Genomic DNA, 23902 nt, shown 5'->3' on the forward strand with positions numbered 1-23902 from the left:
CTGGCTGCCATACCCATAATGGATACCCTGGCAGCAATCTGGCGACGTTTGCGTGACAATGCCCCGGTGCATCACCCCGACAAGAAGCACCTGCACCACAAACTCATAAACCTCGGGCTGAATACCTGGGGAATTCTGGCGGTTGTCTACAGCCTCTGCCTGGTCACCGGGTTGCCCTTGGTACTGGAGGGTCTGGGCTATAAATCAGCATCGAGTATCAGCATTGTTGTAGTGTGGATACTGCTCATTCTGTTTTTTGCATACATACATTTTGCCAACAGATTTCGCTGGGCAACAAAATAAACAAGGCATTACTGGAAAAACGCTCCCGAAACCGCTATTATTAATATGGTCATGGTGGAGGAACTTTTTTTATGATGCATCTCGTAATCGCGTTTGCTGCAGCATTCGGACTGAACTTGCTGCTGACGCCGCTCATAATACACATAGCCTGCCGGAATGGCTGGTACGATGACCCGGATCATCGTACCGTGCACACAGTTCCGGTCCCCCGCCTCGGGGGAATAGGTTTTGTAGTCAGCATTCTGCTGGTCTGCATTGCCTTTGTGCTGGTAATGAACGTCGAGATCGCTCCCCGCTTCTGGATGATAGTTGTCGGCCTGTTAATATTTCATGTTGTCGGTGTTGCCGACGACTTCGTAGTATTCCGGGCCATTATAAAACTCAGCGGACAGCTGGTGGCCGCCATGTTCCTCATAGGCGGCGGGCTGGTCATAGACAGAATCGGCATACCATTCACCGACTATTCACAATCCCTGGGCCCCCTCGGCCCCATAATCACACTAATCTGGATCGTCGCAATAACCAATGCCGTAAACCTTATGGATGGACTGGACGGACTCGCCGGAGGCATTTCCCTGCTGGCATTCCTTGCTATGGCAGTCTACTTTGCCCTGCAGGCAATCTACCCCGAGCTCCTGTTTCTGGTCATAGGCATTGGCGCACTCAGTGCATTTCTCTACTACAACAAACCAAAGGCGCGGATCTTCATGGGGGACGGCGGTAGCCTCTTCCTCGGAGCCTTACTGGCCATACTTCCCATAATGGGCGGCGACAGTTCACTCTTTCACGTCAACTTCCTTCTGGCCCCAACCCTGGTCGCTTTACCCATTCTGGACACCCTCGCCGCCATCTGGCGCCGTGTTCGTGACAGTTACCCTATCCACCACCCCGATAAAAAGCACCTGCATCACAAGCTGCTGAACATGGGACTGGATAACTGGAAAATACTGAAAGTCGTATACATGTACTGCCTCATACTCGGAGTACCCGTACTTCTTCAGGGATTCGGCTGGACCACCGCCGCCACCATCGCCCTCGCATTCGCATGGCTGCAACTGCTGCTCTTCTTCTTCCGCATCCACCAGAGCGGAAAAGCCCTGGCTGCTGAAGCGGCTGAGTGAATAAACTGTCTCACACACACATTGAATGCTCACCATGAGTATGATATTGTTCAACAAATCTCAAAGGAACTGAACTAATGAAGAAATATATTCGCGAACTGCTCAAACGTCGCGATCTAATAATTACCCTCGTTGAATCGGGATTAAAATCACAGCATAAAAATACAATGCTCGGGTATATCTGGTGGGTGCTGGATCCACTGCTTGGTGTTCTGGTCTATTATTTTCTACGTGTTGTTCTGCTTGGACTGGATGGCGAGAACATCGAGATATTTCTGGCTGTAGGACTCGTTACATGGACCTGGATTAAATCAACTATCCCGGCAAGTACAAAAAGTATTTCAAAACAGGCAAGCCTCATAAATAAAGTTTACCTTCCGAAAATCTTGTTTCCGCTCTGTCTGAATCTGACCCAGATGGTGAACTTCTTTTTCAGCATTTTTGTTGTGGCTGGATTTATGGCAATCTTCGGAATTGCTCCAACATGGCACATTCTCTGGTTTCCCTACATCGTAATTATCCAGTTTCTCTTTCTTTTCTCGATAAGCACTGTATTAGCCTACATTGGAGCGTTTGTTCGTGATATAGAAAATGTAATTACACATATTATGCGCTTCTGGTTTTATGGTTCTCCGGTAATCTGGGAGACAGGCAGAATGCCGCCTCGTTATAGCTGGATTGTTGATCTGAATCCCGCCTCCACCTTTATTGGCAGTTATCGAAGCATCTTTATGCATGGTGAAGCGCCGAATTTACTTAATCTGCACATAATCCTTGGTGCATCAGTAGTTCTATTGTGTTTTATGACCTGGTTCTACAGCCGTAACGAACACAAGATTATAAAGGCACTATAATGGCACTGGTACAACTTGAAAACGTGCGGGTCAGCTTTCGTAAGTACCAGAAGCGCGAGAGCTTCAAGACCATTGTGCATAATGCCCTTCTCAGAAAAAACAGGGAAATGAAAGAGCGTTTTTTTGCTCTGGATGACATTAGTTTTACCGGGAAGGATCAGGAAATAATCGGAATTATCGGCTCCAATGGAGCAGGCAAGACTACCATCTGCCGCGTATTATCCGGAATTTACCTGCCGGATAGTGGATCAGTACAGGTAATGTCAAATATTACTGCCATGTTGTCTCTAGGCACCGGCTTCAATCAGAATCTGAGCGGCAAGGAAAATATTTTTCTGAATGGGATGATGCTCGGCATAAGCCGGAAAGAAATGAACAGTCTGTATGATTCCATAGTCGAGTTCTCCGGAATTGGAGACTTTATTCATGAGCCGGTAAAAAACTATTCCAATGGTATGCGTTCTCGTCTGGGATTCAGTATTGCGAGTATGATCAATCCCAGTGTGCTGGTTCTGGATGAAGCGCTGAATGCAGGCGATGCTGCATTCAATAAAATTGCCAGCCAACGAATGCGGGAAATGGTAGACAGGGCAAAGCTGGTAATTGTTGTTACCCATAATCTGGACTTCGTACGGCAAAACTGCAGCAGGGCAATCTGGATAGAATCAGGCAAGATTCGTAAGGATGGAAATCCTGACAAGGTAGTAGTCAGCTATGAGAAAAGCGGTCAGACGAAGGCTAAATTGAAGCCAAAACGCCTGTTGCACCTCACCCAAACCGTTTCCAGCATAAATCCTGACAGAAAAGTAGCGGAACTACATAATGTCGGGATACAATATAAAAAAGCAGGAAAGCCATTCTGGGCTTTGCAGAACATTAATCTGGATGTCCATGAAGGAGAAATTCTCGGAGTAATCGGTCATAACGGAGCCGGAAAATCTACACTGTGTAAAATGCTTGGAAGTATTCTGAAGCCGGATGCAGGAAGTATACAGGTTCATGGGGAAACATCGGCCCTGCTCGGGTTTGGTATTGGCTTTATGAACGAACTGACGGGAAGACAGAATATTTATATAAACGGAATGATGCTGGGAATGTCCCGTAGGCAGGTCAGGGCCGTATTTCAGGACATTGTTGATTTCTCGGAGCTGCAGGATGCAATAGACAAACCGGTCAAGTACTATTCCAGTGGAATGAAATCGCGACTTGGTTTCAGTATTGCTTCCAGTCTCAAGCCTGAGATCCTTATTATTGATGAGGCTCTTTCTGCAGGGGATAAGGCCTTCACAGAAAAGGCCGCAGTGAGAATACAGGAGTTGATTGAATTTTCGAAGGCCGTAATAATTGTAACTCACAGTATGAAATTTGTTGAAAAGATATGTAACAGAGTGGTAGTCATCAATAAGGGAACAATGGTATTCGATGGTTCTCCGGTGGATGCTGTGCGTGCATATAAATCCGCTTGAAGCAGAAAATAGAATAGGAGCATTAAATGAGTCAGAAAAAAGTTTATGTAGGGATGAGTGCAGATCTAGTTCACACCGGGCATCTGAATATCATCAAGGAAGCAGCAAAACTTGGTGAAGTTACTGTTGGATTACTGACAGATAAAGCTATAGCCAGCTATAAACGCTTGCCGTATCTGGAATTTGAACAGAGAAAAGCAATTGTTGAAGGCTTGAAAGGGGTAGCCGCTGTAATTCCTCAGGAAACCCTGGATTATCGTCCCAACCTGGAAAAAATCAAACCGGACTACGTGGTGCATGGTGATGACTGGAAAGAAGGTGTACAACGTGAGACCCGTCAGCAGGTAATTGACTGTCTTAAACAGTGGGATGGAAGCCTTGTTGAGGTAGCCTATACCGAAGGAATCAGTTCAACCCAGTTGAATAAAGCTGTTCGTGAAATAGGAACCACCCCTGACCTCAGACGATCTCGCTTGCGCCGGCTTATTCACAGCCAGGAAGTAGTCAGGATTATTGAAGCACATAATGGACTTACTGGCTGCATAGTGGAAAACATCTCGGTAGATGTAAATGGACAGAAGCGTGAGTTCGATGGCATGTGGGCCAGCAGCCTGACTGACTCCACTGCCAAGGGTAAACCCGATATCGAAGCCGTAGATATTTCCAGCAGGGTGGCAAACATCAATGACCTGGTAGAAGTAACCACCAAACCGATTATTTTCGATGGTGATACCGGGGGGAAGACCGAGCATTTTGTTTTTACCGTACGTACACTTGAGCGCCTTGGCGTTTCGGCTGTAATTATTGAAGATAAAATCGGTTTGAAGAAAAACTCTCTTTTCGGAACAGATGTAGCGCAGCAGCAGGACACAATCGAGAATTTCTGTGAAAAGATCAAAGCTGGTAAACGAGCCCAGGTAACAGAAGATTTCATGGTAATTGCCCGTATTGAAAGCCTGATTCTGCAAGCCGGGCAGGAAGACGCGTTGCAGAGAGCTAAAGCCTATATTGAGGCCGGTGCGGATGGAATAATGATTCATTCAAAAGAAAAGACACCGGATGAAATCCTCTCATTCTGCGCCGAATATAAAAAATTCAGTCGCCGTGTACCTCTGGTTGTAGTGCCATCAAGTTATGATACCATCTATGAGAAAGAACTTGCCGAGGCTGGTGCTAATGTAGTGATCTATGCCAACCAGCTGCTGCGCAGCGCGTATCCTGCAATGTTGGAGACAGCGAAGAGTATCCTGACACACCAGAGAGCGTATGAAGCACGACCGAATCTCTTGTCTATAAAGGAAATTCTTGAACTTATACCGGGGACAAAATAATGCTGAAGCCAATTGAATTTACAAACGAATTGAAGGAACTTGGCTATGATTTTTATGCTGGAGTACCGGATTCCCTCTTGAAGGAACTCTGTGCCTGTATTACAGACACACAACCAGCCCGGAACCACGTAATTACTGCAAATGAAGGTGCTGCCGTTGCACTGGCGTCTGGTTACCACTTGAGTACCGGCAAGGCAGGTGTGGTGTACATGCAGAATTCCGGAACCGGAAACGCAGTTAATCCCCTGCTGTCACTTGCTGACCCTGAAGTCTACTCGATTCCCATGCTGGTGATTATCGGCTGGAGAGGAGAGCCAGGAGTGAAGGATGAGCCCCAGCATATAAAGCAGGGGCGCGTTCAGGAGGCCTTGCTGTCTTCACTGGAATATCCGTTTGAGGTCCTGGAATCAGATGCAGAAAAAGCAAAAGAGCAGTTGGTTCGTTTGACTGTAAAGATGAAGGAAAGCAGTGGCCCGGTTGTTCTCCTTGTGAAAAAGAATAGCTTTGACAGCTATAAGGGTAAGGCAATATCTGTTCCTCAGTTTGAAATGAACAGGGAGCAAGCCTTGAAGGTCCTGCTGGAAAGTATTTCACCGGATGACAGAATTGTATCTACCACAGGAAAAGCCTCACGTGAAATATATGAGCTGAGAGAGGCACGAGGTGAGGATCATAGTCGTGATTTCCTCACCGTCGGCTCTATGGGACACACCTCTATGATCGCTTTAGGCATGGCTCAATTTCTGCCCCAGTCAGCTGGCGCAGAAAAACGAAAAGTCTATTGTGTAGATGGGGACGGAGCAGTGTTAATGCACATGGGAAGTCTGGCAATACTTGCGAAACAGGCACCAGATAACATGTGTCACATACTCATTAATAACGGTGCTCATGATTCTGTAGGCGGACAGCCTACCATCGGCTTCGATATTCCATTCGCCGAACTTGCAACTTCCATGGGATACAAGTATTCAAAACTTGTAACGACAGCTGCAGAACTCAGAACCACTTTGTCTGAAAGTGCAGATGTGGATGGTCCTGTTTTTATAGAAGTGCGTACCAATAAAGGCGCTCGTGAAGATCTGGGAAGACCAAAGACAACTCCGCAGGAAAATAAACAGGTATTAATGGAGCAGTTGCATAAATGATTGTGTTAGAGAGTCTTGCTGATATTATCAGTTTGATTCAGGAGCGTAATTTTTCCCGTATTATGGTTTTTCATGGTTCATCCAGCTTCACCGGATCAGGTGGAGCTGGATTGGCTGAAACCCTGGGACAGATATGTGAAATCACATATGCAGGGCCCATTCCGGAGAATCCCGAATATTCCCGAATCCAGGAATATGTTGACGCATATAATCTGTTTGAACCTGAGGTGATTTTATCTATAGGTGGCGGGAGCGTTATCGACACAGCCAAGGCTGTACTCGCTGCAGCAAGTCAAAGCGATATTCAGGAATTGTTCAGTAATAATTTCAGTCTTTCTGCTTCCAGTGTGCAGCATATCGCCGTTCCGACAACCAGCGGCAGCGGGGCCGAAGCTACACATTTTGCTGTCGTTTATAAAGATGGTGTTAAGCATTCGCTCGCCAATCCTGACTTGATTCCAGATGTTGTTGTTCTGGATCCTGCAACGACACTTTCCTGTCCATTAAAAGTAACCCTGAGTTCTGGTGCCGATGCTATATGCCAATCCATTGAGTCCTTCTGGAGTCGTTCAGCAAATGAAGAATCAAGAGAACTGAGCTTGCAGGCCCTCAGGTATTCACTGGAGGCTATTCTTTCTGCAGCTAATGACCCTGCTGATATTATGGCTCGTGGTAAAATGCAGAAAGGCTCTCATCTGGCAGGAAGGGCAATCAACATAACGAAGACAACTGCAGGTCACGCCCTCAGTTATGGATTGACCATAGAATATGGTCTTCCCCACGGAATTGCTGTTCTCCTGGTAATGGAGCAGCTCTTACCCATTATGATACATGAATACGGCTGGTCCAGCACCGCTCTGGATTCTGTATTCCAGAACAGTAGATATAAAACAGGGCTTGAATCCGGATTTTCGACATTAGCAGCTGAGATAAAGAATCTATATGGAGTTATCTCAATAGAGAACGGGAATAAACTGAATCATCTTGTTGATTCAGTAAATATTGAGCGTTTGAAAAATCATCCCGTCGATTTAAGAAAGATTTTCATTGAAAGCATATATAAAAGTATTATAAGCCAATAGTTTCAGATAAAGGGGTATTCAATATGTCACGCAATATAGAAAAAAAGCAGAGAGACTTCAGTCTTTTATTGCTGAATGGTGGTATCGGAAGGAGAGTCTCCCAGAAGCAGCCGAAACAATTTTTTAAGGTTAATGGAATACCGATTATTGTCTATTCTCTGGTGGCTGCTGATCAGGTCGAGCAGATTAAACAGATCATAGTTAATTATCCGGAAGGGTGGTTGCCATATCTGAAAGAACTGATCGATGATTATGCAATCAAGAAACCAATCGTATATGTTCCTGCAGGTGAGACAAGGCATGAATCTGTTTCATTGATGGTTCAGAAGGCATCTTGTGATGATGTCATTATTCATGAAGCGGCTCGACCTATGGTTACCTCAAGAGATTTTGAAAAGATAATCCAGAGTGAACAGAATAATATAAGTTATATGCTGCCAATATCTTTTACCGTAGCTCCAGTAGACCCAGAGACATTTCAGGTGACCGGATCCCTTGACAGGAACAGACTCCGTAACGTGCAGCTGCCACAGAAGTTCTCCAAAGAAGATCTTTTGTCTGCTCATAAATATGCAGAAGAACGAAAGCTCGTTTTTACCGAAGATGCAACCTTGTGTGCTGTTGCAGGGTTTGACGTATTTTATCTGGATGGAAATGACAGGAATATCAAGGTAACTACTCCGACGGACGTTAAGGTGGCAGGTTTTCTGCTGACAGGAGTAGATAAAGATGAATAAAAGTATTCTGATTACAGGAGCTTCAAAAGGAATAGGCGCAGCAACGGTTCTGAAATTCTGGCATGAGGATAATTCGGTAACGGATTTTATTCTGTTTGCCCGTGAGTCTGATGAATTTTCAAGGCTGTTGCAGTCATTGAAAAATAATAACCCTCACAGCAAGAAAGTTACTCCGTATTTTATTGATCTTGCTGTACGTGAGAATATAGTCAAGCTGCTCCCGGATATAATGCAGTTTCATAAGAATGTCGACATTCTGGTCAATAATGCCGGGTACACTTCACCCTGTGCCTTGCAGCAGATACATTTCGATGATTTTGAGCGAACCATTGGAGTGAATCTTTATGCTCCTTTCACAATAGTTCAGGAATTACTGCACCTTGGAAATACATTCAAGGTAATTGTTAATATTGCTTCCACAGCCGGTATAAATGGTCGGTCAGGCTGGCTGACATATTCCGCATCTAAAGCAGCAATGATCAGCATGAGTGAAGTAATGCGGGAAGAACTAGCTATATATAATACCAGGGTGGTTTGTCTGGCTCCTGGAAGATGTGCCACAGAACTACGCAAAAAGCTGGCTCCGGATGAAGATCCTTCTACTATTATGCAGCCAGAACATGTTGCAGATGTTATAGACATGCTCTGCAGTGATACAGGAAGGTTGATTGATAGTCAAAGAATCGTAGTCAGACTCTAGTTCAGACAATACTTATCAGCATAACAATCAGAAAGCAGCAGGTTCAAACAATGAAGAAGAAAGTGAAGAAGTTAAAGAAGAAGGTAAAAAAGTATAAGAAGAAATTGAGACGTGTTTTCAACTTCTTTCGTTTTCAATTCTCAAAGTTATATAAACGGCAGGAAAATCTCGTAATTTTTTCAGCAGGGAAAGGCCGATTGTTTGCTGATAATCCAAGTTATCTGTTCAAACGCGCATTGAAGGATGCAGATTTAGAGGTGTACTGGGTTACAAAGAGCAAAGCCTTGTATGCACAGCTGAAAGAGCAGGGGTATCCATGTGCATATGCCTTTTCCAGTGAAGGAAAAAAACTGGCGAAAAAAGCTAAAGTTGCTGTCTGCTCATATGGTGCCTATTCTGATTTCAGGGGTTATTACCTTGGTGGAGCAAATGTGATCAGTACCTGGCATGGCGTGGGCTTAAAAAAGGTGAATTTTGCACATTCAAAATCATTGAATTACAAGAGGTATAATCATAAAAAGAAACACCTTCGTGCGATTCACAGAGCGATGTTCAAGCTTGCAAAATTCAAGAGATATCAGCTCATTTCTACGAGTCCTGCTGTCAGTTCGTATTATCCTGAAACATTTAATATAAAGGAAAGCGATGTCATAGAACTTGGCCAGGCCAGAAACGATGTGTTTTTCAACACAGATCTGATCGAGTCAGATAAGGTACCGGCTTTTCTTGCTTCTGATTCACGGATAATTACATATATGCCGACCCACCGTAAAGATGGCAAGGTTTCCCAGGATATCGACATTATCCTTGAGTTAGAGGCCTTGAACAGGTTTTGTGAGCGAACTGACAGCTATTTTGTAATTAAAACACATTTCTATTCGAAAAAATTCAGCCTGAGCGAGTTTGACCGGATCGTGAATTTTGCATCTTCCGGGATAGATCCGCAGGTTCTGTTGTATTATACAGATATTCTCATAACTGATTATTCCAGCTGCTATACAGATTTTCTGTTGCTGGATAGACCAGTTGTTTTCTATGCCTATGATATCGATGAATATCTGACCGAAGATCGAGAAATGTATTTTGACTTTTTCGATGTTACACCGGGAAGAAAAGTCAGCACAAATGCAGAACTAATTGATGAACTCAATGTTCTTATAAGCGGACAGGATGAATATGTACAGGAAAGAGCGAGAGTTCTCGACATTTTTTATTCCAGGGAAAACCAGAAACCAGTAATAGACAAACAGTGGAAGTACATCAGAGAAAATCTACTGGAAGCCCCCTGCAGCGTTCCTCAGGAGGTTCTTCATAATGGAAAAAAATAAGTACATTGGAAAATTCTGTGATGAATTCAGTTTATTTGCCGAAGAAAATCAGAAAGTATTTTTTATACTGAATAATGACCCCATTGTCCTATCACTGTTTATCTATTTCAGGGAATTACTGGGAGAAAATGCAGGGATAATTATTGCAGATACAGTGGACAATGAAATTCACCGTACACTGAAAACTATTGAAGCTTATGAAAAGCACATTTGTACTTTAGACGATATAGCCATAAATAATTCGAAGCAGATAGTAGTTGCGGCAGTATCCGGTGCAGATTCCAGGGACGATATTATTCAGGAAATCCCTCATCAATTGCAAGGGCTGAGATGCATATTACTGGCTCCCGTAAGCGCAGTTGCTCAGGATACTGGTCCAGTGTATCCCTTCTCCGAAAATGAATTGAGCGAACTGGATCATACAGTGTATCCATCAGTTTTCCCTTTGAAAAACAGGGAAAGGGAAATGACGGGCAAACTCGATGAGCGTGGCATTGATTATTGTGTTCTGCGTTTCGGTCCAGTCTTCAGTGAGCTTTTTTCCAGATTTTTTAACTTTACTGAGGTTGATCTGCTCGCAGAACGGAACTTATCCGTCAGTAACAAAGATAAGGCAGAGAAAATAACTATAACAAGTGATTATGATTTTTCCAGAGCAGTATCGTTTCTGATAACTAATGGAACCGATGGTGAAACCTATAATCTTCCAGGTAAAACAATTTCGGTTGTACATTTACTGACTATGCTTCTGCAGTATTCCAGTACAGATTCCATTTCCGTAGCTGATGATCATCATTTCAATACAATCAAGTTATCTGGCTACAAATTACAGATTGGAAAATGGAAGCTGAAAAGTAATGCCATAGATCTCATTCGGAATTATCTTGTACAGAAAAATACCCTCGATAACATATATTTACCTGCACAGATATATGATGGCAAACTACCGATCATCCAGAAGCTGGGTATGAAAATATTATCCGAAATAGACAGGCTTTGCGCCCAAAATAATATCAATTATTTCCTGGTATGTGGCAGTGCATTAGGTGCATATAGAAATAATGCTTTTATACCCTGGGATGATGATATCGATATCGGAATGCTCCGTACCGACCTGGAGAAATTCAGGGAAGCAGTTGGGCAGATGTCATCTGATTTTCTGTACCAGTCCTACTCAGTTAACAAAAACTGCCCCTATATTTTTGATAAAATCCGTTGTCGGGATACAATATATTCCACGAGTTACTCCATGAAATATTCTGAAGAGCAGGGTATTTTTCTGGATATTTTTATATATGATAATACCTTTAACTCCAGATTGTTCCAGCGAATTCATGTAAAATTACTGCTCTTGTTCAAGACCATCTATAAAAAAAGGCTTAGTTTAACTCGGAGTAAAAAGAAAAAACATAATGTAAAGAACAAAATTCTTCTGTTGTTTCCATTGAGCTTTTACCGAAATATTTTTGATTTCTTTCTGACAATATGCAGGAACAAAAAGAATGCCAAATTCGTTGTTGACGGTGTCGGCATGAATCTGGCAAAAGGGCCATTTCCCAAACAGATGCTGGAAGACACGAGTGTTGTTAAATTCGAAGATATGCAGGTGAATGTACCTGGTAGAACAGAAGAATATCTTTCTATGCTCTATGGAAAATCTTTTATGACTCCACCGCCACTTTCTGAAAGGGTTCCTGTTCATAAAATATTCCAGCTTGATCTCGGAAAATACATTAACCAGAAAGACTAACAGGACGAAACAATGGGCTTTGAAAAATTCGGAGGGCTGGAAAAGGTAATAAGTCCTCTTGCTGAAAATGAAATTCCTTACTGGATAGACAGTGGTGTTCTACTTGGGCTGGTTCGAAACAATGCCTTGAATGCATGGGAAAAGGATATTGATCTTGCAGTCAGAGGATCTGATATCGAGCAGTTAAAAAATCTGGTGCCGGTTTATGAATCGATGGGCTACAGGGTGCTTGTTAACAGCTATCGGGGAATAATCTATTCCATTGGTCTGAAACCATCAGAACCCGATGAGCTCGAAGCTTCACTTCATGTCTATTATCATGAAGGTGACTACCTCTGGTCCCCTCAGACTCAATTTTATATGCCGCCGCCGGCTCCGGATGTATATTCTGGAAAAAGAAGTTGGCCCGGTAAACTGATGGCGCATCTCATCAGGCAGAAATTCTATCGCGCTCAAACTGAAACCAGATCAGAGTCACCACTGCCAGCACTGGAAAAAAGCACTGCTTGGTATTCTGTTTCCAGAAAAATTTATAACGCATTAGACCGAGGACTAATGGCTGAAATATGGCCAATCAGGGAAGTTTATGTACCGCTTACCTGGGTCGTTCCTATAGATCTGGTTTTTCCCCTGACAAGTATCAATATCGAAAATACTGAGTATCCAGTCCCCGGGAAGTACAAGGATTACCTGAGCTTCAGATATGGTGATTGGCAGGTGCCGGTAAGGGAGTGGTTTTACTGGAGAGATGATGGCGCGGTTGTTGACCAGAAGCCGCTGACTGTAAGAAAGCAGCTTCGGAATAATACATTCAAGAATTCTTCTGACAGGTAATTATACTTTTTGCAGTATTGGTAAAAAGCAGCGTGTATTCACCGGTACTGCTGCCAAGGTAATATTCCTTTATAGAAATTCTGTCAGGCAGGATTAAATCATCTGAAAAACTCTTTGTCAGAACATCATCAAGATTTTTTAGATCCGGAAGCAGCCTGTAACCACCTGAAGAGACAGGGATTACATCGAGCATGTTTTCGTATAGGGACATGTTGTCGGTAACAGCAAACGGCTTTTCCGAATACAGATAATCGGATATTACAGATGAGTTATCTGCAATCATGCACGTTGATATGTTCATGCAGTCATACACAGATAGAGTGGACATCTTCTTTCCGAAAATATGTTCGCGGCCACTGTCGTCTCTGTCATTCTGTAAAAATGCGTTGATCTCATGGATGTGTTTTCTGGATTCAGGATCCTTCAGAGAGTATGGATGATTTCTGAATAAAACGGTGTAACCATGAGCCACAGCTGTGCTGACAATTCCCAGACCTTGAGCGAGTGAGCAGAAATTGGATGTTTGTTTAAAGCCTGTCCAGGTTGGAGCATAAAATAGTACCTTATTTTTAGACCCACTTTGTGCTGGCACAATGTCTGCTAATTGCGGACGGCCGACAATACGAAATTTTTTATCCGGAATATCTATTCCAAATTTTTTATATCTGTCGATTCCAGCCTGGCCAGCTACAAATATATAGTCGTACATAGATGTCACCGGATTATAACTTGGCGGCTTGTCACTATCCCCGTGCAGTAATTGAATGTGTTGAAGCTGGTACACAGCACGCATATGAGAATTCTTCATGCCGTTATTCACATAGAATACACTGGTAACATCCGGTAAATTCAGGGACTCAAGATCAACAAGTCGTCTGATATAAATAACAGGAACATTTGTTACACTGCTGAGTTTACGGAAATTGCCCAGCTCACGTGTAACTATAAAATAGGGAATACCGATTTTATCTGCATAGGGCAGCCACATTTCAAGTTGGTAGGAAGTCTGGGGTGGCCCTGAGAGATAAAAGAAGAACTTATATCGCCCGGTTTCCAGATAATTCAGAATATCCTTGAAATCGTCTGGGTCCATTGTTTTGGTTGCTTTCAGCGATGCATGAATAACTGTTATGAATGTTATAGCAACATTTAATGCTATTAGTTGTGCAGCATACGTTATTGATAAATTAAACGCCAAAATGATTCCTGCTAATGGAGTCAACAACAATAAGGTTCGAATATACTGCTTTTTTTTATGACGTTTCCTTTTATATAAATCGATGTTGGCAGACCGAAAATTTCCAGGGATTCTCCTTGCATTACTCAGTCTGATCGTAGTTAGTATAAGCAGGTATGATGTGACCAGGATTGTCGAGACTATAAAATCATCGGCCAGTAGTACAACATAGGATGAATACAGAAAAAACATGTTCAAATATTTATTCAGTTTGTATTTATTAAGAAAGTAGAAACAAATAAGCAACGCAGGAACAAATAACACATATATCTTATGATACTGTAGCAAAATAACAGAAAAAATCAGAATAAGGTTTATATATGGTGTAACGTACTGCTTATATAGTTTTCGATAGTTCATTTTATTGAGTTGTGATCATCTGGATCACAGTTCTCCTTTGGCTTGACTTCAGTGCAATTTTTGGAAAAGCAGATACTGACATACATTCCGAAAAATTGAAAGCAGAAAAATATCTCTTCTCTATTGATCCAAAAGAATTTATTTCTATAATAGCTTATGGAGATCCGAATGCGAAAATGTTTCATTGTATTTATTTTATTTTTATTTTTTGTTGTTGCTTGTGACTCAACCGGGTCAAACCCTGGGTTTGTCGAGACAAGGTTCACAGTTTCTACACCAGATGAAGGACAATTCACTGTTGAAGCTTTTGGACCAGTTGATGATCTTTATGATTATCCCTATGAGTATAATACCCAGCAGATTGTCTCTATTGACGGGGTTGTAAGGGGTGTTGTCGCTACAGTAGCATTGGAAAAAAATCCTGTTCGAAACATAACCATTTCACGTCCTGATGACACTATCACTGTTTTTGATATAGTTCTACCAGACTTAGATCTGGAAGCAGGCGTTCGTTTAAATGATAACGAGTGGACTGGATTTTTATTTAGTGGATCGTATCTCCACGTAAGAACACGTCTTGCGGGTGGTTTTGATATAAGTATCAGATAATACAGCATATTTCTGTATATCTCAGATATAGCTTTCATCAGCTTGACTCATCTAACTCTTCGAGTAGTCAAAATCACCATATAGGACTATAATCCAGAAACTATGGACGAAACCCGATTTAATCCGAAAAATGTACAACTCGATCCACAGGCGCGTGATGATGCGGCCAGACGTCTGGCTGCTGTCCGCAGGCGGCATTTTCGTCTGCTTTCTGCGTTCTGGCTGTTTTTCGGCATGCTGCTGTCGGCAGCATCGGTGTTCGTTGCCGCTTTTATTGCTTCGTATTACTGGAATATAGATACCGGACTGGATTCACTCCTGCTGCTTGCCGGAAAACTGCTTGCGGTTTCGGGAATCTATGTCGTTTCGGTGCTGACACTGCGAAAAATGCGGCATTTGCCGCGGGCGAATCTTCCCGGCATCTTTCTGGTGCTGCTGCTGGTTCAGTATACCCTGGCAATCGGGTTTTTTATCTCGGTACAGGGTTTGTACATTCCGCTGGAACTCCTGAGTGGGGCTGTTTTTTCGGCGGTCAGTATCGGGGTGTGGATTTATTTTGCCAGACGGGTGGTGTATCTGAACCTGGCGGTCATGCCGAGCAGTCTTTCAGATGAACTGCTGGCCCGTCCTTCCATTGGAATGGCCCTGACCAAACTGGAAAAGGGCACCAGCGTAGAATCGGTGCGTAAGTTCTATGATGGTGTGGTTTTTGATTCCAGGGATCCGGTTTCTTCTGACTGGTATGATTTTCTGCTGCACATCCGCTTTGCCGGTATTCCCCTGTTCGAACTTGCAGAAGTCTATGAGACGGTAACCGGCAGGCTCAGTCTGTCCCACCTTTCCATGGGCTATGCCGGAGAGCTTATTCCCAGGTTCAATGTGTACCGTGTCTTCAAACGGAGCATAGATATTCTGGTTGTCTTTATAACCCTGCCGATTGTGCTGTCCATTATGCTTCTGACCTGGCTGTTAATCAGAATCGAGTCGCCCGGCAAGGCGATTTTTATGCAGCGTCGGGTGGGCAGGCATAACCGCGAGTTCAAACTGTACAAATTCCGCAGTATGTATCTGGATGCTGAAAAGCATGGGCCTCGTTTTGCGACTGCCGGGGATTCGCGTATTACGCGCATTGGCGCGATAATCCGGAAATACCGCATCGACGAGCTTCCCCAGGTGCTGAATATTCTCAAGGGTGAAATGAGCTGGATCGGACCGAGACCCGAGCAGCCGAAATTTGTCCGTCAGTTCGAGAAGAATATTCCCTATTACCCATCCCGTCATCTTATCCGGCCTGGTATTACTGGCTGGGCGCAGGTTACCCAGGGATACGCGGCCGATGAAAAGGAAACCAGCGTCAAACTTTCCTATGATCTGTATTATCTCAAGCATTTCGGCTTCTGGCTTGATCTCCTGATTGTCTTCAAGACCCTCAAAGCTATTCTGACTGGCTTCGGGGCTCGCTGATTCACGTGGAAGGAACTATGAACCCAATTTCAAACGGAAGACTCGGCATTTTTGTTGCCGGGTTTCGCTGGAGCGGCTCCGGTGCGCTCAGCGACTGGCTGACCGGCTTTTCAGCCCTCGTCAAACCCTCGGGCACCAGTCTGGCCTACGATGAAATCCGCGCCCTGAACTATGGTGTTGGCAACAGTCTGCAGAGCCGGATCCATGGCGGACTCTTCGGTGAGCGCCTTGGACGTTTCGCTCTCTGTCCGGATACCAGGCTCTGGAAGGAAGTCCTGGGTCCGCCCCTGTATGCCGGAAATACGCTGCGTGCAATCGATTATCTGTATACCATTCTCATTCGACCCTTTACCGATCCCCACATAAAAGAGTACGGACCCATGCTGTCGGCTGTTCTTGGCCGCGACTTCCGCAATGATACCGAGTACCTGCAGCTGGTAAAATCATATATGCAGGCTCTGCGCGATGCCGGTCAGCAGGAAACTGAATCAGCCTTCAGTCAAATTTCCGACTCTGTGTCGTCCATATTTGCCCTGTTATATGACCGTATAAGCGAGCGTGAAGGCAGCATACCGATTTTTGATAATGCCGTTTCCGGTCTGCGTGCTGATTTTTTCCGCTACATCGGAACCGGGCAGTTTCCCGTACAGCACATTTATATGCTGCGGCGTGATCCACGGGATCAGTTCACTGAACTCGTAAAATTCAGCCCGAAGAATCACAGCTTTCTGGTGAACTCCTTTATCCGCCAGTATCGAAACGGAGTTGAGCGGGCAGAGCAGGCAGTTCAGGATCTGCAGGCTTCCGGTCGTTCGGCCTTTCTGCTGTCTTTCGAGGAATTTGTGTATAACAGAAACGGAATCAGGGAGCAGCTGCGTGAATCAATCCAGGCTGATCTTGCTGCCGCATCAATCGACACAACATTCGATTCCTCGGCCTACGATGCTGAACGATCGAAACAGAATATCGGCATCTGGAAGGAATCGGGCATGCCCAAAGCAATGCAGAAAATCAGTCAGGAGCTGCCGTCGTATCTGGCGGATTGAATGTCAGCAAACTGATACTGCCTTGACCTAAGGCGGAACTTCCTGACAAGCTGTGTAACCCGAAGCATCTGAAAATTGTAGGAATATGTGTGATTAACCAGGTACTATCCAGCATGTTTGTTCTCGCGGCCCGGAATATTTCCCGCAGCATGAGCAGACTGCGCCCCATGATAATTATTATTGCCCTGTCCTTTGCATTGCTGCTCATTGGTAATGCGGTGCTTGCATATTCTTCCGCTTCCTTTTACCGCGTCTACTCCCGTAATCTGACCGCCGATATGAGTGTCAGCTCCCTGAGCGAGTTCGGCAGTTTTTCTCTTTTCGGCTCGGATGCCTTTCTGGTCGGAGAGTTTCTGGTTCCTCCTACTATAATCGATTATGCCCGCCTGCATGCCGATGTGAATGCCCTTCCTGAGGTGCAGTCTGCGGCGGGGGTGGTCAGTTCTGCCGCCCGTCTGGAGCTTAACGGCCGGCGGATGAATAACGCACTCTTTGGTGTGGATTTTGCTGAATACCTGGAGCTCTTTCCTGAACTCGGGATTGTGGCCGGGGCTGCGCCTGCGCCCGGTGAAGCCGGAATTATGCTGCAGGAATCCCACTACGAGAACTTCCGCAGTCCTCCCCTGGGCTCCCCGGTGCTGCTGACAGTAGCCCGGGATAATACCTTTACCATTCGTGAAGCCACGCTGACTGGTGTGTACCGTTACCCGGTTGTCGACGAACTGCTTTCCCGTGTTTCTCTGATTGATGTTCAGACCGCCCGCGCCCTGAGCGGCTATATTTACGGCGCCCTGTCGCCGGCTGATCTGCCTGAGGCACATCGTGATCTTGCCGGGGCGGATATAGACGATCTGTTTGGCGGCGGCGGTGATTTATTCGGAGACGATGATCTCTTCGGCGAGGAGGATTTCTTTGGCGACGAGGATCTATTCGGCAGTGCGGATTCCTTCGGTGGTGGCGATTTCTTTGACGAGCCCGAACTCTGGGACATTAGCGGACCGGTGGATGACAGCGTTATGCTGGCCCAACAGACCATAGATGGTGCCTGGAATCATCTGCTGATCCGGCTGAATGAGCCTTCGGATTTCCGCAGGGTCAGCAGCGAGCTTCGAAATCAGGGGTATGGACCTCAGAATGATTTTATTATCCGGAACTGGCGCGATACTGCCGGGGGAACAGCCGTTATTGTCTGGTACCTGCAGTTCATGCTTAATGCCGGCCTGCTGTTTGTTGCCTTCGGAGCCGTTATTGTGGCTGCCAATGCCCTCATGCTTTCTGTGCTTGAGCGGCAGAAGGAAATCGGTACCATGCGGGCCCTCGGGGCAAGCAGGGCGCGGGTGAGTGCGCTCATAATTGCCGAGACCCTGTTCGTTATTGCCGGAGCAGCCGCGCTGGGGGTTCTCATTGGAGTCGCATCGGTGTGGCTTCTGAATCGCGCCGGAATAAGAATAGATAATCAGTATTTTGACTTTCTCTTCGGAGGCTCAGCCATGCAGGCAGAACTCGGCACGGCAATGATACTCGAGCATCTTGCAGCTGCCCTGGGCTTTGCCCTGCTGGCGGCCCTGTACCCACTGAAGCGGGCCCTTTCGATTGGTCCAGCGAGGGCGATGTCATGATCGGACTAATGAAGCTGGCCTGGCGGAACTTCTCGCGGCATCTCTACCGCTACCGGGTGCTGCTGTTTGCCCTGATTCTCGTCTCCGCAGCCCTGGTTATGGTCATCGGTTCTGTCAGCGGCATGCACGAAGCACTGCGCGGCAAGGCCGGGCGCTATTTTTCGGGTACCGTTTCGGTTCACGGATATACCAGCAACCGCCGCTCACTGATTGAGGATCCTGATCATCTCGAGGAAGTTTTCCGCTCATTACCTGTCCCGATCGTAACCTGGTCACGGCGTAGTTTGTATTATGACATGGACGCCCGACTGTTTGCATCGGGTTTTCAGATGCAGCAGCGTAGAGTTGTGGGCATCGAATGGGATCTTGAGCGGGAGGTTATTTCCGGTTTTGATTTTGTTGAAGGCTCCGCGCCTGAGGCAGATGACGATAATGCCCTGCTCATTTCTACCGCGGTCGCGCAGAATCTGCAGGTCAGGGCGGGGGATGAGGTAATAGTTTCCGTGACGACCGGCCGTGGTCAGGTGAATACCGTGCCGCTGATCGTGCATGGAATTTTCGCTGAATCCAGTTTTTTCGGCTACACGTCCTACATGGAGCGCCGGACGCTGAATCGTCTTATGGCGGTTGCTGAGGACAGCGTAAATGAAATGGGGGTTTTCCTGCCCCCGGGATCGGATCAGAAACTCGTTGCCGATCTGATTCTACAGGAGCTTGAAGGGCGTTACGATGTCATGCCCTTCATTGAAACCAGGGATCAGCGGGATGCACAGCTTGCAGGGGACTGGAGCGGCCGTCGCTATGCCGCCATGAGCCTGAGTGCTCATCTGGCAGAAATTACAGATCTGCTGGCTGCCATGACCATAATTGCGGGAGTTGTTCTGCTGCTTTTCCTGAGCATTGTGGTAATAGGGGTGAGCAACACCTATTCCATGATAGTCCATGAGCGCCAGACCGAAATCGGCACTCTGCGGGCACTGGGTCTGCGTCAGGGATCCACGGTGCTGCTGTTTCTCATGGAATCAGCCTGCATGGGGTTTTTCGGACTGCTTGGCGGCAGCCTGTTGGGATTTACGCTGCTGCAGGCCGTCAGCAAATTGCTGGATTTTTCGGCCTATAACTGGGCCCAGTTGTTTATGATTCAGGGACGGCTGTACTGGCATGTGCCGTGCAGTCTGCTGCTGGCCGTAATGGCAGCCGCGCTTGTATCCGTTATACTTGGCTGCGTACGATCAGCCTGGGCCGCCGGGAGAATTGCACCGGTAGATGCCCTTCGCGAGGCCGGGTAAACTCCGGTCAGGGAGTTTGTATATGAAATTACTGCGATTATTCGCTCTGATCTGTTCCGTGTTCCTGCTGGCTGCCCTCTGGCTCCCGGCCGAAACCTACAGTCCGGCCGAAAGCAGGGCGATTCTCGAGCAGATCGATGCCCTGGTATCTTACACCAACAACGATTTTTCCGCGGAATACACCATAACCCAGGAACGTCCCGGGCAGGGCACCAGCGTGACCAAGGCCAACATGTTCCGTCGCGATTCCGATGATCGCTACATGATCTTCATTCTCGAGCCCACTGCGGATTACGGCAAAGGCTACCTGAAAATCGGCAATAATTTATGGCTCTATGATCCCGTTGCGCGCCGCTTCAATGTGACCAGCGCCCGTGATCGCTTCCAGAACACCAACGCTCGCAATTCCGATTTTACCCAGTCCACCCTGGCCCGCGACTACCGGATTACCGGCTCCTACCGCGAGCAGCTGGGCGCCTATGACACCACCATCTATGAGCTTGAAGCCGTGACTGATCAGGTGACCTATCCGAGCATGAAAATCTGGGTGGACCAGAACAAGCTCGTCCGCAAGTTCGAGGACTACAGTCTATCCGGACAGCTCATGCGGACCACGGCCATACCCTCCTATCGCAGGCTCGAAAATCAGTTTGTGCCCGTAAATATTGTAATTGTAGATGCCCTCCAGGGCCGCATGATAGACGGCCGCTTCCGCAACGAACGCACCATAATCTCGGTAGCAAAACCATCGCTGCGAGACCTTCCGGATCTGGTATTCACCCAGGCCTATCTGGAACGGGTCAGCGATTAGCCCAGGGAGACTGAAGCAAATGATATCCCGCATATTTTATATTCTGCTGTTGGCTGCCTGCATGCTGGCAGCCCCCCTTCTGACTTTTTCCGATGATTATGATGATCTCGACGACCTCTTCGGCGACGACACCTTCGGCATAATCGAAGACGAACCCGAAGCTGATGAAGGTGAGCCCGGTAAGTCTGGTGATGCCGGTGGAGCCAGCGCAGCCAGTGGATCTGGTGGATCCGTAGATATTTCAGCCATGACCACCCGACCCACCACCTTTTCCGGCAGCGTAAGTCTGGATGGCGGCATGCTCTACGGCCTGAGCGAATGGCCCTGGCTGCATGACCCGGACTGGAATCTGGCTGGACCAGGTGATTCGGCCGGAGGCGCTTTGGATAGCTTGGGCAGTCTATCCGGAGGCAGCGTGTTCTACGACATGAGCAGCCGCTTCACTGTAGATGCCCGACCGCGGGCGCACCTGCGCTATCGCCTGAGCGTCTCGACCAAACTTGATCGCAAAACGCTGCGCTTTTCCGACATTGGATCGGTAGACGAGTTTTTTGTGGATTACACCCTGGCCGACAACTATTTTTTCCGGATCGGCAAGCACTCCTCGACCTGGGGACAGGGACGGCACCTCGGAAACCCCGGGAACATTGTATCTGATTCCGGCGGCGGAGTTGCCTTGCGGGCATTTATCCCCCTCGGCCCCTCAGGGCTAACTGCCCTCATTTATGGCCGGCAGGAATTCTTCAAGGATCTCACCCAGCCAAGCCCACGTGAGTTCGCCTACGCAGCCCAGTATGACCTCAGCTTCGGCGATTTTACCTTTGGAATGGCCGGCCGCTATCTGCACTTCAAGGCCGGCGAAGCCGTGCACGAAACCCGCGCATCCGCCTTTGCCAAAACCTCCCTTGCCGGCATGGACCTCACTCTCGAAGGCGTCAGCCGCTTCAAGGCCAGTGAACTCTTTACTGATTCTGATGTCGCGGGTGCCGCCGAGTTCCTCGCCATTGCCAACATATTCTACGAATTCGGCAGCCCGAAATGGCAGCTGATCGCCGAATACATGTATGACAAGGGACACCTCGCCGGAATCGGAGTAAAAATGCCGCGCTTTCTTGAATGGACACCCGGACTCAGCTGGAAACACGCATTCCAGGACAACTCCGGCGAATTCGTCCTCGGCGCCGAACGCACCGTAGCCCCCAACCTCAAAGCAAGCATCGGCCTGCCCGTAACCTACGGCACCGCCGACAGCTATTACCGAAGCCGCAGCGACGTCCCCGGCAAACGCGTTGCCGCCCTCGTCGGACAGCTCGGAATCAGCTTCAGCTTTTGATCATGCCCATGAAGCAATCCGACCAGTGCAGCCGGCTCGGCCAGTGCGGCCGGCTCGGCCAGTGCGGCCGGCTCGGCCAGTGCGGCGCCCTCGCTCTTTTCCGCCGGCTATGCCTGATCAGCCTGCTCGCCTTGCCCGGCATTCTCTCGGCCTGTTATACCCCCGAAGAAACCGCCAGCACTGTTGAAGTCCGGGAAAGCCTGAGGGAACAGCGCACATATATTCATGATGAATGGCAGGAAAATCACGATGAAATCCGCAGCTTCATGCGCATCGTCGCAGGCAGGGTGCCGGATGCCCGGATCTACCCGATCTGGTTCTGGCCCTCCAACGAGTTTGAAGGTTATGAACTCGACTACGATCTGGATGCCATAATCATTCTGCCACCGGAGCCCAACGGCGAATCAGTGCTGTATCTGCATGGCTATGCCGGGAACCTCCGCGGCCTGGCGCATATTATGGCGCATCATCTGGAGCAGGGCTACACCGTAGCCGGACTGACTCTGCCCGGCCACGGGCTCAGCGGCGGTCCACGCGGTGACATCGGCAGTTTCCAGGAATATGCCTGGGTGCTGGAAGATTTCCTCCAGCAAATCGACCCCTACATTCCACCAGTACGTTATGCCGTCGGCCACAGCACCGGCGCCAGCGCACTCATAATCCATGAACAGATCTTCGGCTGGAACTTCAAGAAAGCCGTTTTTTTCGCCCCCCTGATTCGATCCACCCGCTGGCATGCCTCCACCATCGGCCGCTTTATTTCCTGGCCATTCATACGCGGCTTGCGCACTGAATGGTCTGATCCCCACGCCGTCGAAGTCTTCCCCATGAGCTGGTTCGACCAGCTCCGCGCCTGGAATCGCGAACTCCGTTCCTACACCCCCAGCACTAAACCCCTCCTTGTCTTCCAGGGCAAACGCGACGACGTAACCTCCTGGAAATACAACATGCAGGAAATAGCCCGCCTCTTCCCCCAAAACAAAACCGTACTCTACAAAAATGGCGATCACGTAAACATCCTAATGCGCGACCCCCAACTCAGCGACGTCCTGCAGCACATAGACGAATTCTTTCAATAGATGATCTATGATTAGCCGCCTGCTCCGCGAATCGCCCGCCCGCGCGGTGCTGAATCTATCTGTGAGTGATTTGAAAGCGCGGAAATAAGTGATTGAATGTCCAATAACTCTATCTCGTGTGGGAACAACTACAGCAACATGGCAGATCTGCCATGTTACAAAGATAACTTCCACAAGACATGGAGATTTTGGAACAGGAGATTCAGAAAGCTTGAGTTAAATATATCTGAACATCTGTGTTGTATATCCATACAGGAGCCTCCTTTATGGATATGGAACACAGACCCCACGATTCGATTTTCCGCGCATATTTTTCAGATGCCGGGAGCATGACAGAGCTGCTACAGCTAGCACTGCCGGCGGAATTGTTTGCACGTTTGGATACCACGACGCTACAGGTAGAA

21 protein-coding genes and 1 pseudogene are annotated in these 23902 nt (G+C 47.2%); 21 read left to right on the forward strand and 1 reads right to left on the reverse strand.

Annotation, left to right across the window (positions count from 1 at the left end; genetic code table 11):
• The 12 genes and pseudogenes from ACYQ2L_RS16390 to ACYQ2L_RS16445 form a co-directional block, all read left to right on the forward strand.
• Positions 1 to 303: pseudogene (locus ACYQ2L_RS16390) on the forward strand (hypothetical protein); the annotation flags it as partial.
• Positions 304 to 374: 71 nt separating this feature from the next.
• The gene (locus tag ACYQ2L_RS16395; protein WP_460058015.1) at positions 375 to 1424 is read left to right on the forward strand and encodes a glycosyltransferase family 4 protein; all 1050 of its coding nucleotides are present in this window, start codon (positions 375 to 377) and stop codon (positions 1422 to 1424) included.
• A 77-nt stretch (positions 1425 to 1501) separates the two neighbouring features.
• Positions 1502 to 2278 carry an ABC transporter permease gene (locus ACYQ2L_RS16400; RefSeq protein WP_460058018.1) on the forward strand — a complete coding sequence of 259 codons (777 nt, stop codon included), beginning with the start codon at positions 1502 to 1504 and terminating at the stop codon, positions 2276 to 2278.
• Positions 2278 to 3744: an ABC transporter ATP-binding protein gene (locus tag ACYQ2L_RS16405; RefSeq protein ID WP_460058020.1), complete on the forward strand. Its 1467-nt coding sequence runs from the start codon at positions 2278 to 2280 to the stop codon at positions 3742 to 3744. The genes ACYQ2L_RS16400 and ACYQ2L_RS16405 overlap by 1 nt, the downstream gene beginning before the upstream one ends.
• A gap of 26 nt (positions 3745 to 3770) precedes the next feature.
• Positions 3771 to 5075, forward strand: coding sequence for a phosphoenolpyruvate mutase (aepX, locus tag ACYQ2L_RS16410; RefSeq protein WP_460058022.1), 1305 nt, complete (start codon positions 3771 to 3773; stop codon positions 5073 to 5075).
• Positions 5075 to 6220 (forward strand): phosphonopyruvate decarboxylase, encoded by a 1146-nt coding sequence (gene aepY / locus ACYQ2L_RS16415; protein WP_460058024.1) that lies wholly within the window; start codon positions 5075 to 5077, stop codon positions 6218 to 6220. Before aepX ends, aepY begins: the two co-directional genes overlap by 1 nt.
• Complete coding sequence (locus ACYQ2L_RS16420) at positions 6217 to 7302, forward strand: phosphonoacetaldehyde reductase (protein WP_460058026.1); 1086 nt, start codon at positions 6217 to 6219, stop codon at positions 7300 to 7302. Before aepY ends, ACYQ2L_RS16420 begins: the two co-directional genes overlap by 4 nt.
• 23 nt (positions 7303 to 7325) lie before the next feature.
• The gene (locus ACYQ2L_RS16425; protein WP_460058029.1) at positions 7326 to 8039 is read left to right on the forward strand and encodes an IspD/TarI family cytidylyltransferase; all 714 of its coding nucleotides are present in this window, start codon (positions 7326 to 7328) and stop codon (positions 8037 to 8039) included.
• The gene (locus ACYQ2L_RS16430; protein ID WP_460058032.1) at positions 8032 to 8739 is read left to right on the forward strand and encodes an SDR family oxidoreductase; all 708 of its coding nucleotides are present in this window, start codon (positions 8032 to 8034) and stop codon (positions 8737 to 8739) included. Before ACYQ2L_RS16425 ends, ACYQ2L_RS16430 begins: the two co-directional genes overlap by 8 nt.
• A gap of 50 nt (positions 8740 to 8789) precedes the next feature.
• Positions 8790 to 10067 (forward strand): CDP-glycerol glycerophosphotransferase family protein, encoded by a 1278-nt coding sequence (locus tag ACYQ2L_RS16435; RefSeq protein WP_460058034.1) that lies wholly within the window; start codon positions 8790 to 8792, stop codon positions 10065 to 10067.
• Positions 10054 to 11817 carry a LicD family protein gene (locus tag ACYQ2L_RS16440; protein ID WP_460058037.1) on the forward strand — a complete coding sequence of 588 codons (1764 nt, stop codon included), beginning with the start codon at positions 10054 to 10056 and terminating at the stop codon, positions 11815 to 11817. The genes ACYQ2L_RS16435 and ACYQ2L_RS16440 overlap by 14 nt, the downstream gene beginning before the upstream one ends.
• A gap of 12 nt (positions 11818 to 11829) precedes the next feature.
• Positions 11830 to 12651, forward strand: coding sequence for a LicD family protein (locus ACYQ2L_RS16445; protein WP_460058039.1), 822 nt, complete (start codon positions 11830 to 11832; stop codon positions 12649 to 12651).
• On the opposite strand, the gene ACYQ2L_RS16450 is transcribed toward ACYQ2L_RS16445, so the two are convergent.
• Entirely contained in the window at positions 12629 to 13744 is a 1116-nt protein-coding gene (locus ACYQ2L_RS16450; RefSeq protein ID WP_460058041.1) for a CDP-glycerol glycerophosphotransferase family protein, read from the reverse strand. The two genes, ACYQ2L_RS16445 and ACYQ2L_RS16450, sit on opposite strands and share 23 nt — an antisense overlap.
• A 672-nt stretch (positions 13745 to 14416) precedes the next feature.
• Here ACYQ2L_RS16450 and ACYQ2L_RS16455 point away from each other — a divergent pair.
• The 9 genes from ACYQ2L_RS16455 to ACYQ2L_RS16495 form a co-directional block, all read left to right on the forward strand.
• Entirely contained in the window at positions 14417 to 14857 is a 441-nt protein-coding gene (locus ACYQ2L_RS16455) for a hypothetical protein (RefSeq protein ID WP_460058044.1), read from the forward strand.
• Between the two features lie 102 nt (positions 14858 to 14959).
• Positions 14960 to 16321 carry a sugar transferase gene (locus tag ACYQ2L_RS16460; protein ID WP_460058046.1) on the forward strand — a complete coding sequence of 454 codons (1362 nt, stop codon included), beginning with the start codon at positions 14960 to 14962 and terminating at the stop codon, positions 16319 to 16321.
• A gap of 17 nt (positions 16322 to 16338) precedes the next feature.
• The gene (locus ACYQ2L_RS16465) at positions 16339 to 17367 is read left to right on the forward strand and encodes a hypothetical protein (protein ID WP_460058048.1); all 1029 of its coding nucleotides are present in this window, start codon (positions 16339 to 16341) and stop codon (positions 17365 to 17367) included.
• 89 nt (positions 17368 to 17456) lie between these two features.
• Positions 17457 to 18986: an ABC transporter permease gene (locus ACYQ2L_RS16470; protein WP_460058050.1), complete on the forward strand. Its 1530-nt coding sequence runs from the start codon at positions 17457 to 17459 to the stop codon at positions 18984 to 18986.
• Positions 18983 to 20275: an ABC transporter permease gene (locus tag ACYQ2L_RS16475; protein WP_460058053.1), complete on the forward strand. Its 1293-nt coding sequence runs from the start codon at positions 18983 to 18985 to the stop codon at positions 20273 to 20275. The genes ACYQ2L_RS16470 and ACYQ2L_RS16475 overlap by 4 nt, the downstream gene beginning before the upstream one ends.
• A 22-nt stretch (positions 20276 to 20297) precedes the next feature.
• Positions 20298 to 21086: an outer membrane lipoprotein-sorting protein gene (locus ACYQ2L_RS16480; RefSeq protein WP_460058056.1), complete on the forward strand. Its 789-nt coding sequence runs from the start codon at positions 20298 to 20300 to the stop codon at positions 21084 to 21086.
• Positions 21087 to 21105: 19 nt separating this feature from the next.
• Complete coding sequence (locus tag ACYQ2L_RS16485; RefSeq protein ID WP_460058058.1) at positions 21106 to 22419, forward strand: hypothetical protein; 1314 nt, start codon at positions 21106 to 21108, stop codon at positions 22417 to 22419.
• A gap of 8 nt (positions 22420 to 22427) precedes the next feature.
• Positions 22428 to 23498 carry an alpha/beta hydrolase gene (locus ACYQ2L_RS16490; protein ID WP_460058060.1) on the forward strand — a complete coding sequence of 357 codons (1071 nt, stop codon included), beginning with the start codon at positions 22428 to 22430 and terminating at the stop codon, positions 23496 to 23498.
• 272 nt (positions 23499 to 23770) lie between these two features.
• Positions 23771 to 23902 (forward strand): Rpn family recombination-promoting nuclease/putative transposase (locus ACYQ2L_RS16495; RefSeq protein WP_460058063.1); only part of this gene is annotated, 132 nt, incomplete at its 3' end.

It is taken from the genome of Spirochaeta dissipatitropha (genome assembly GCF_054657935.1).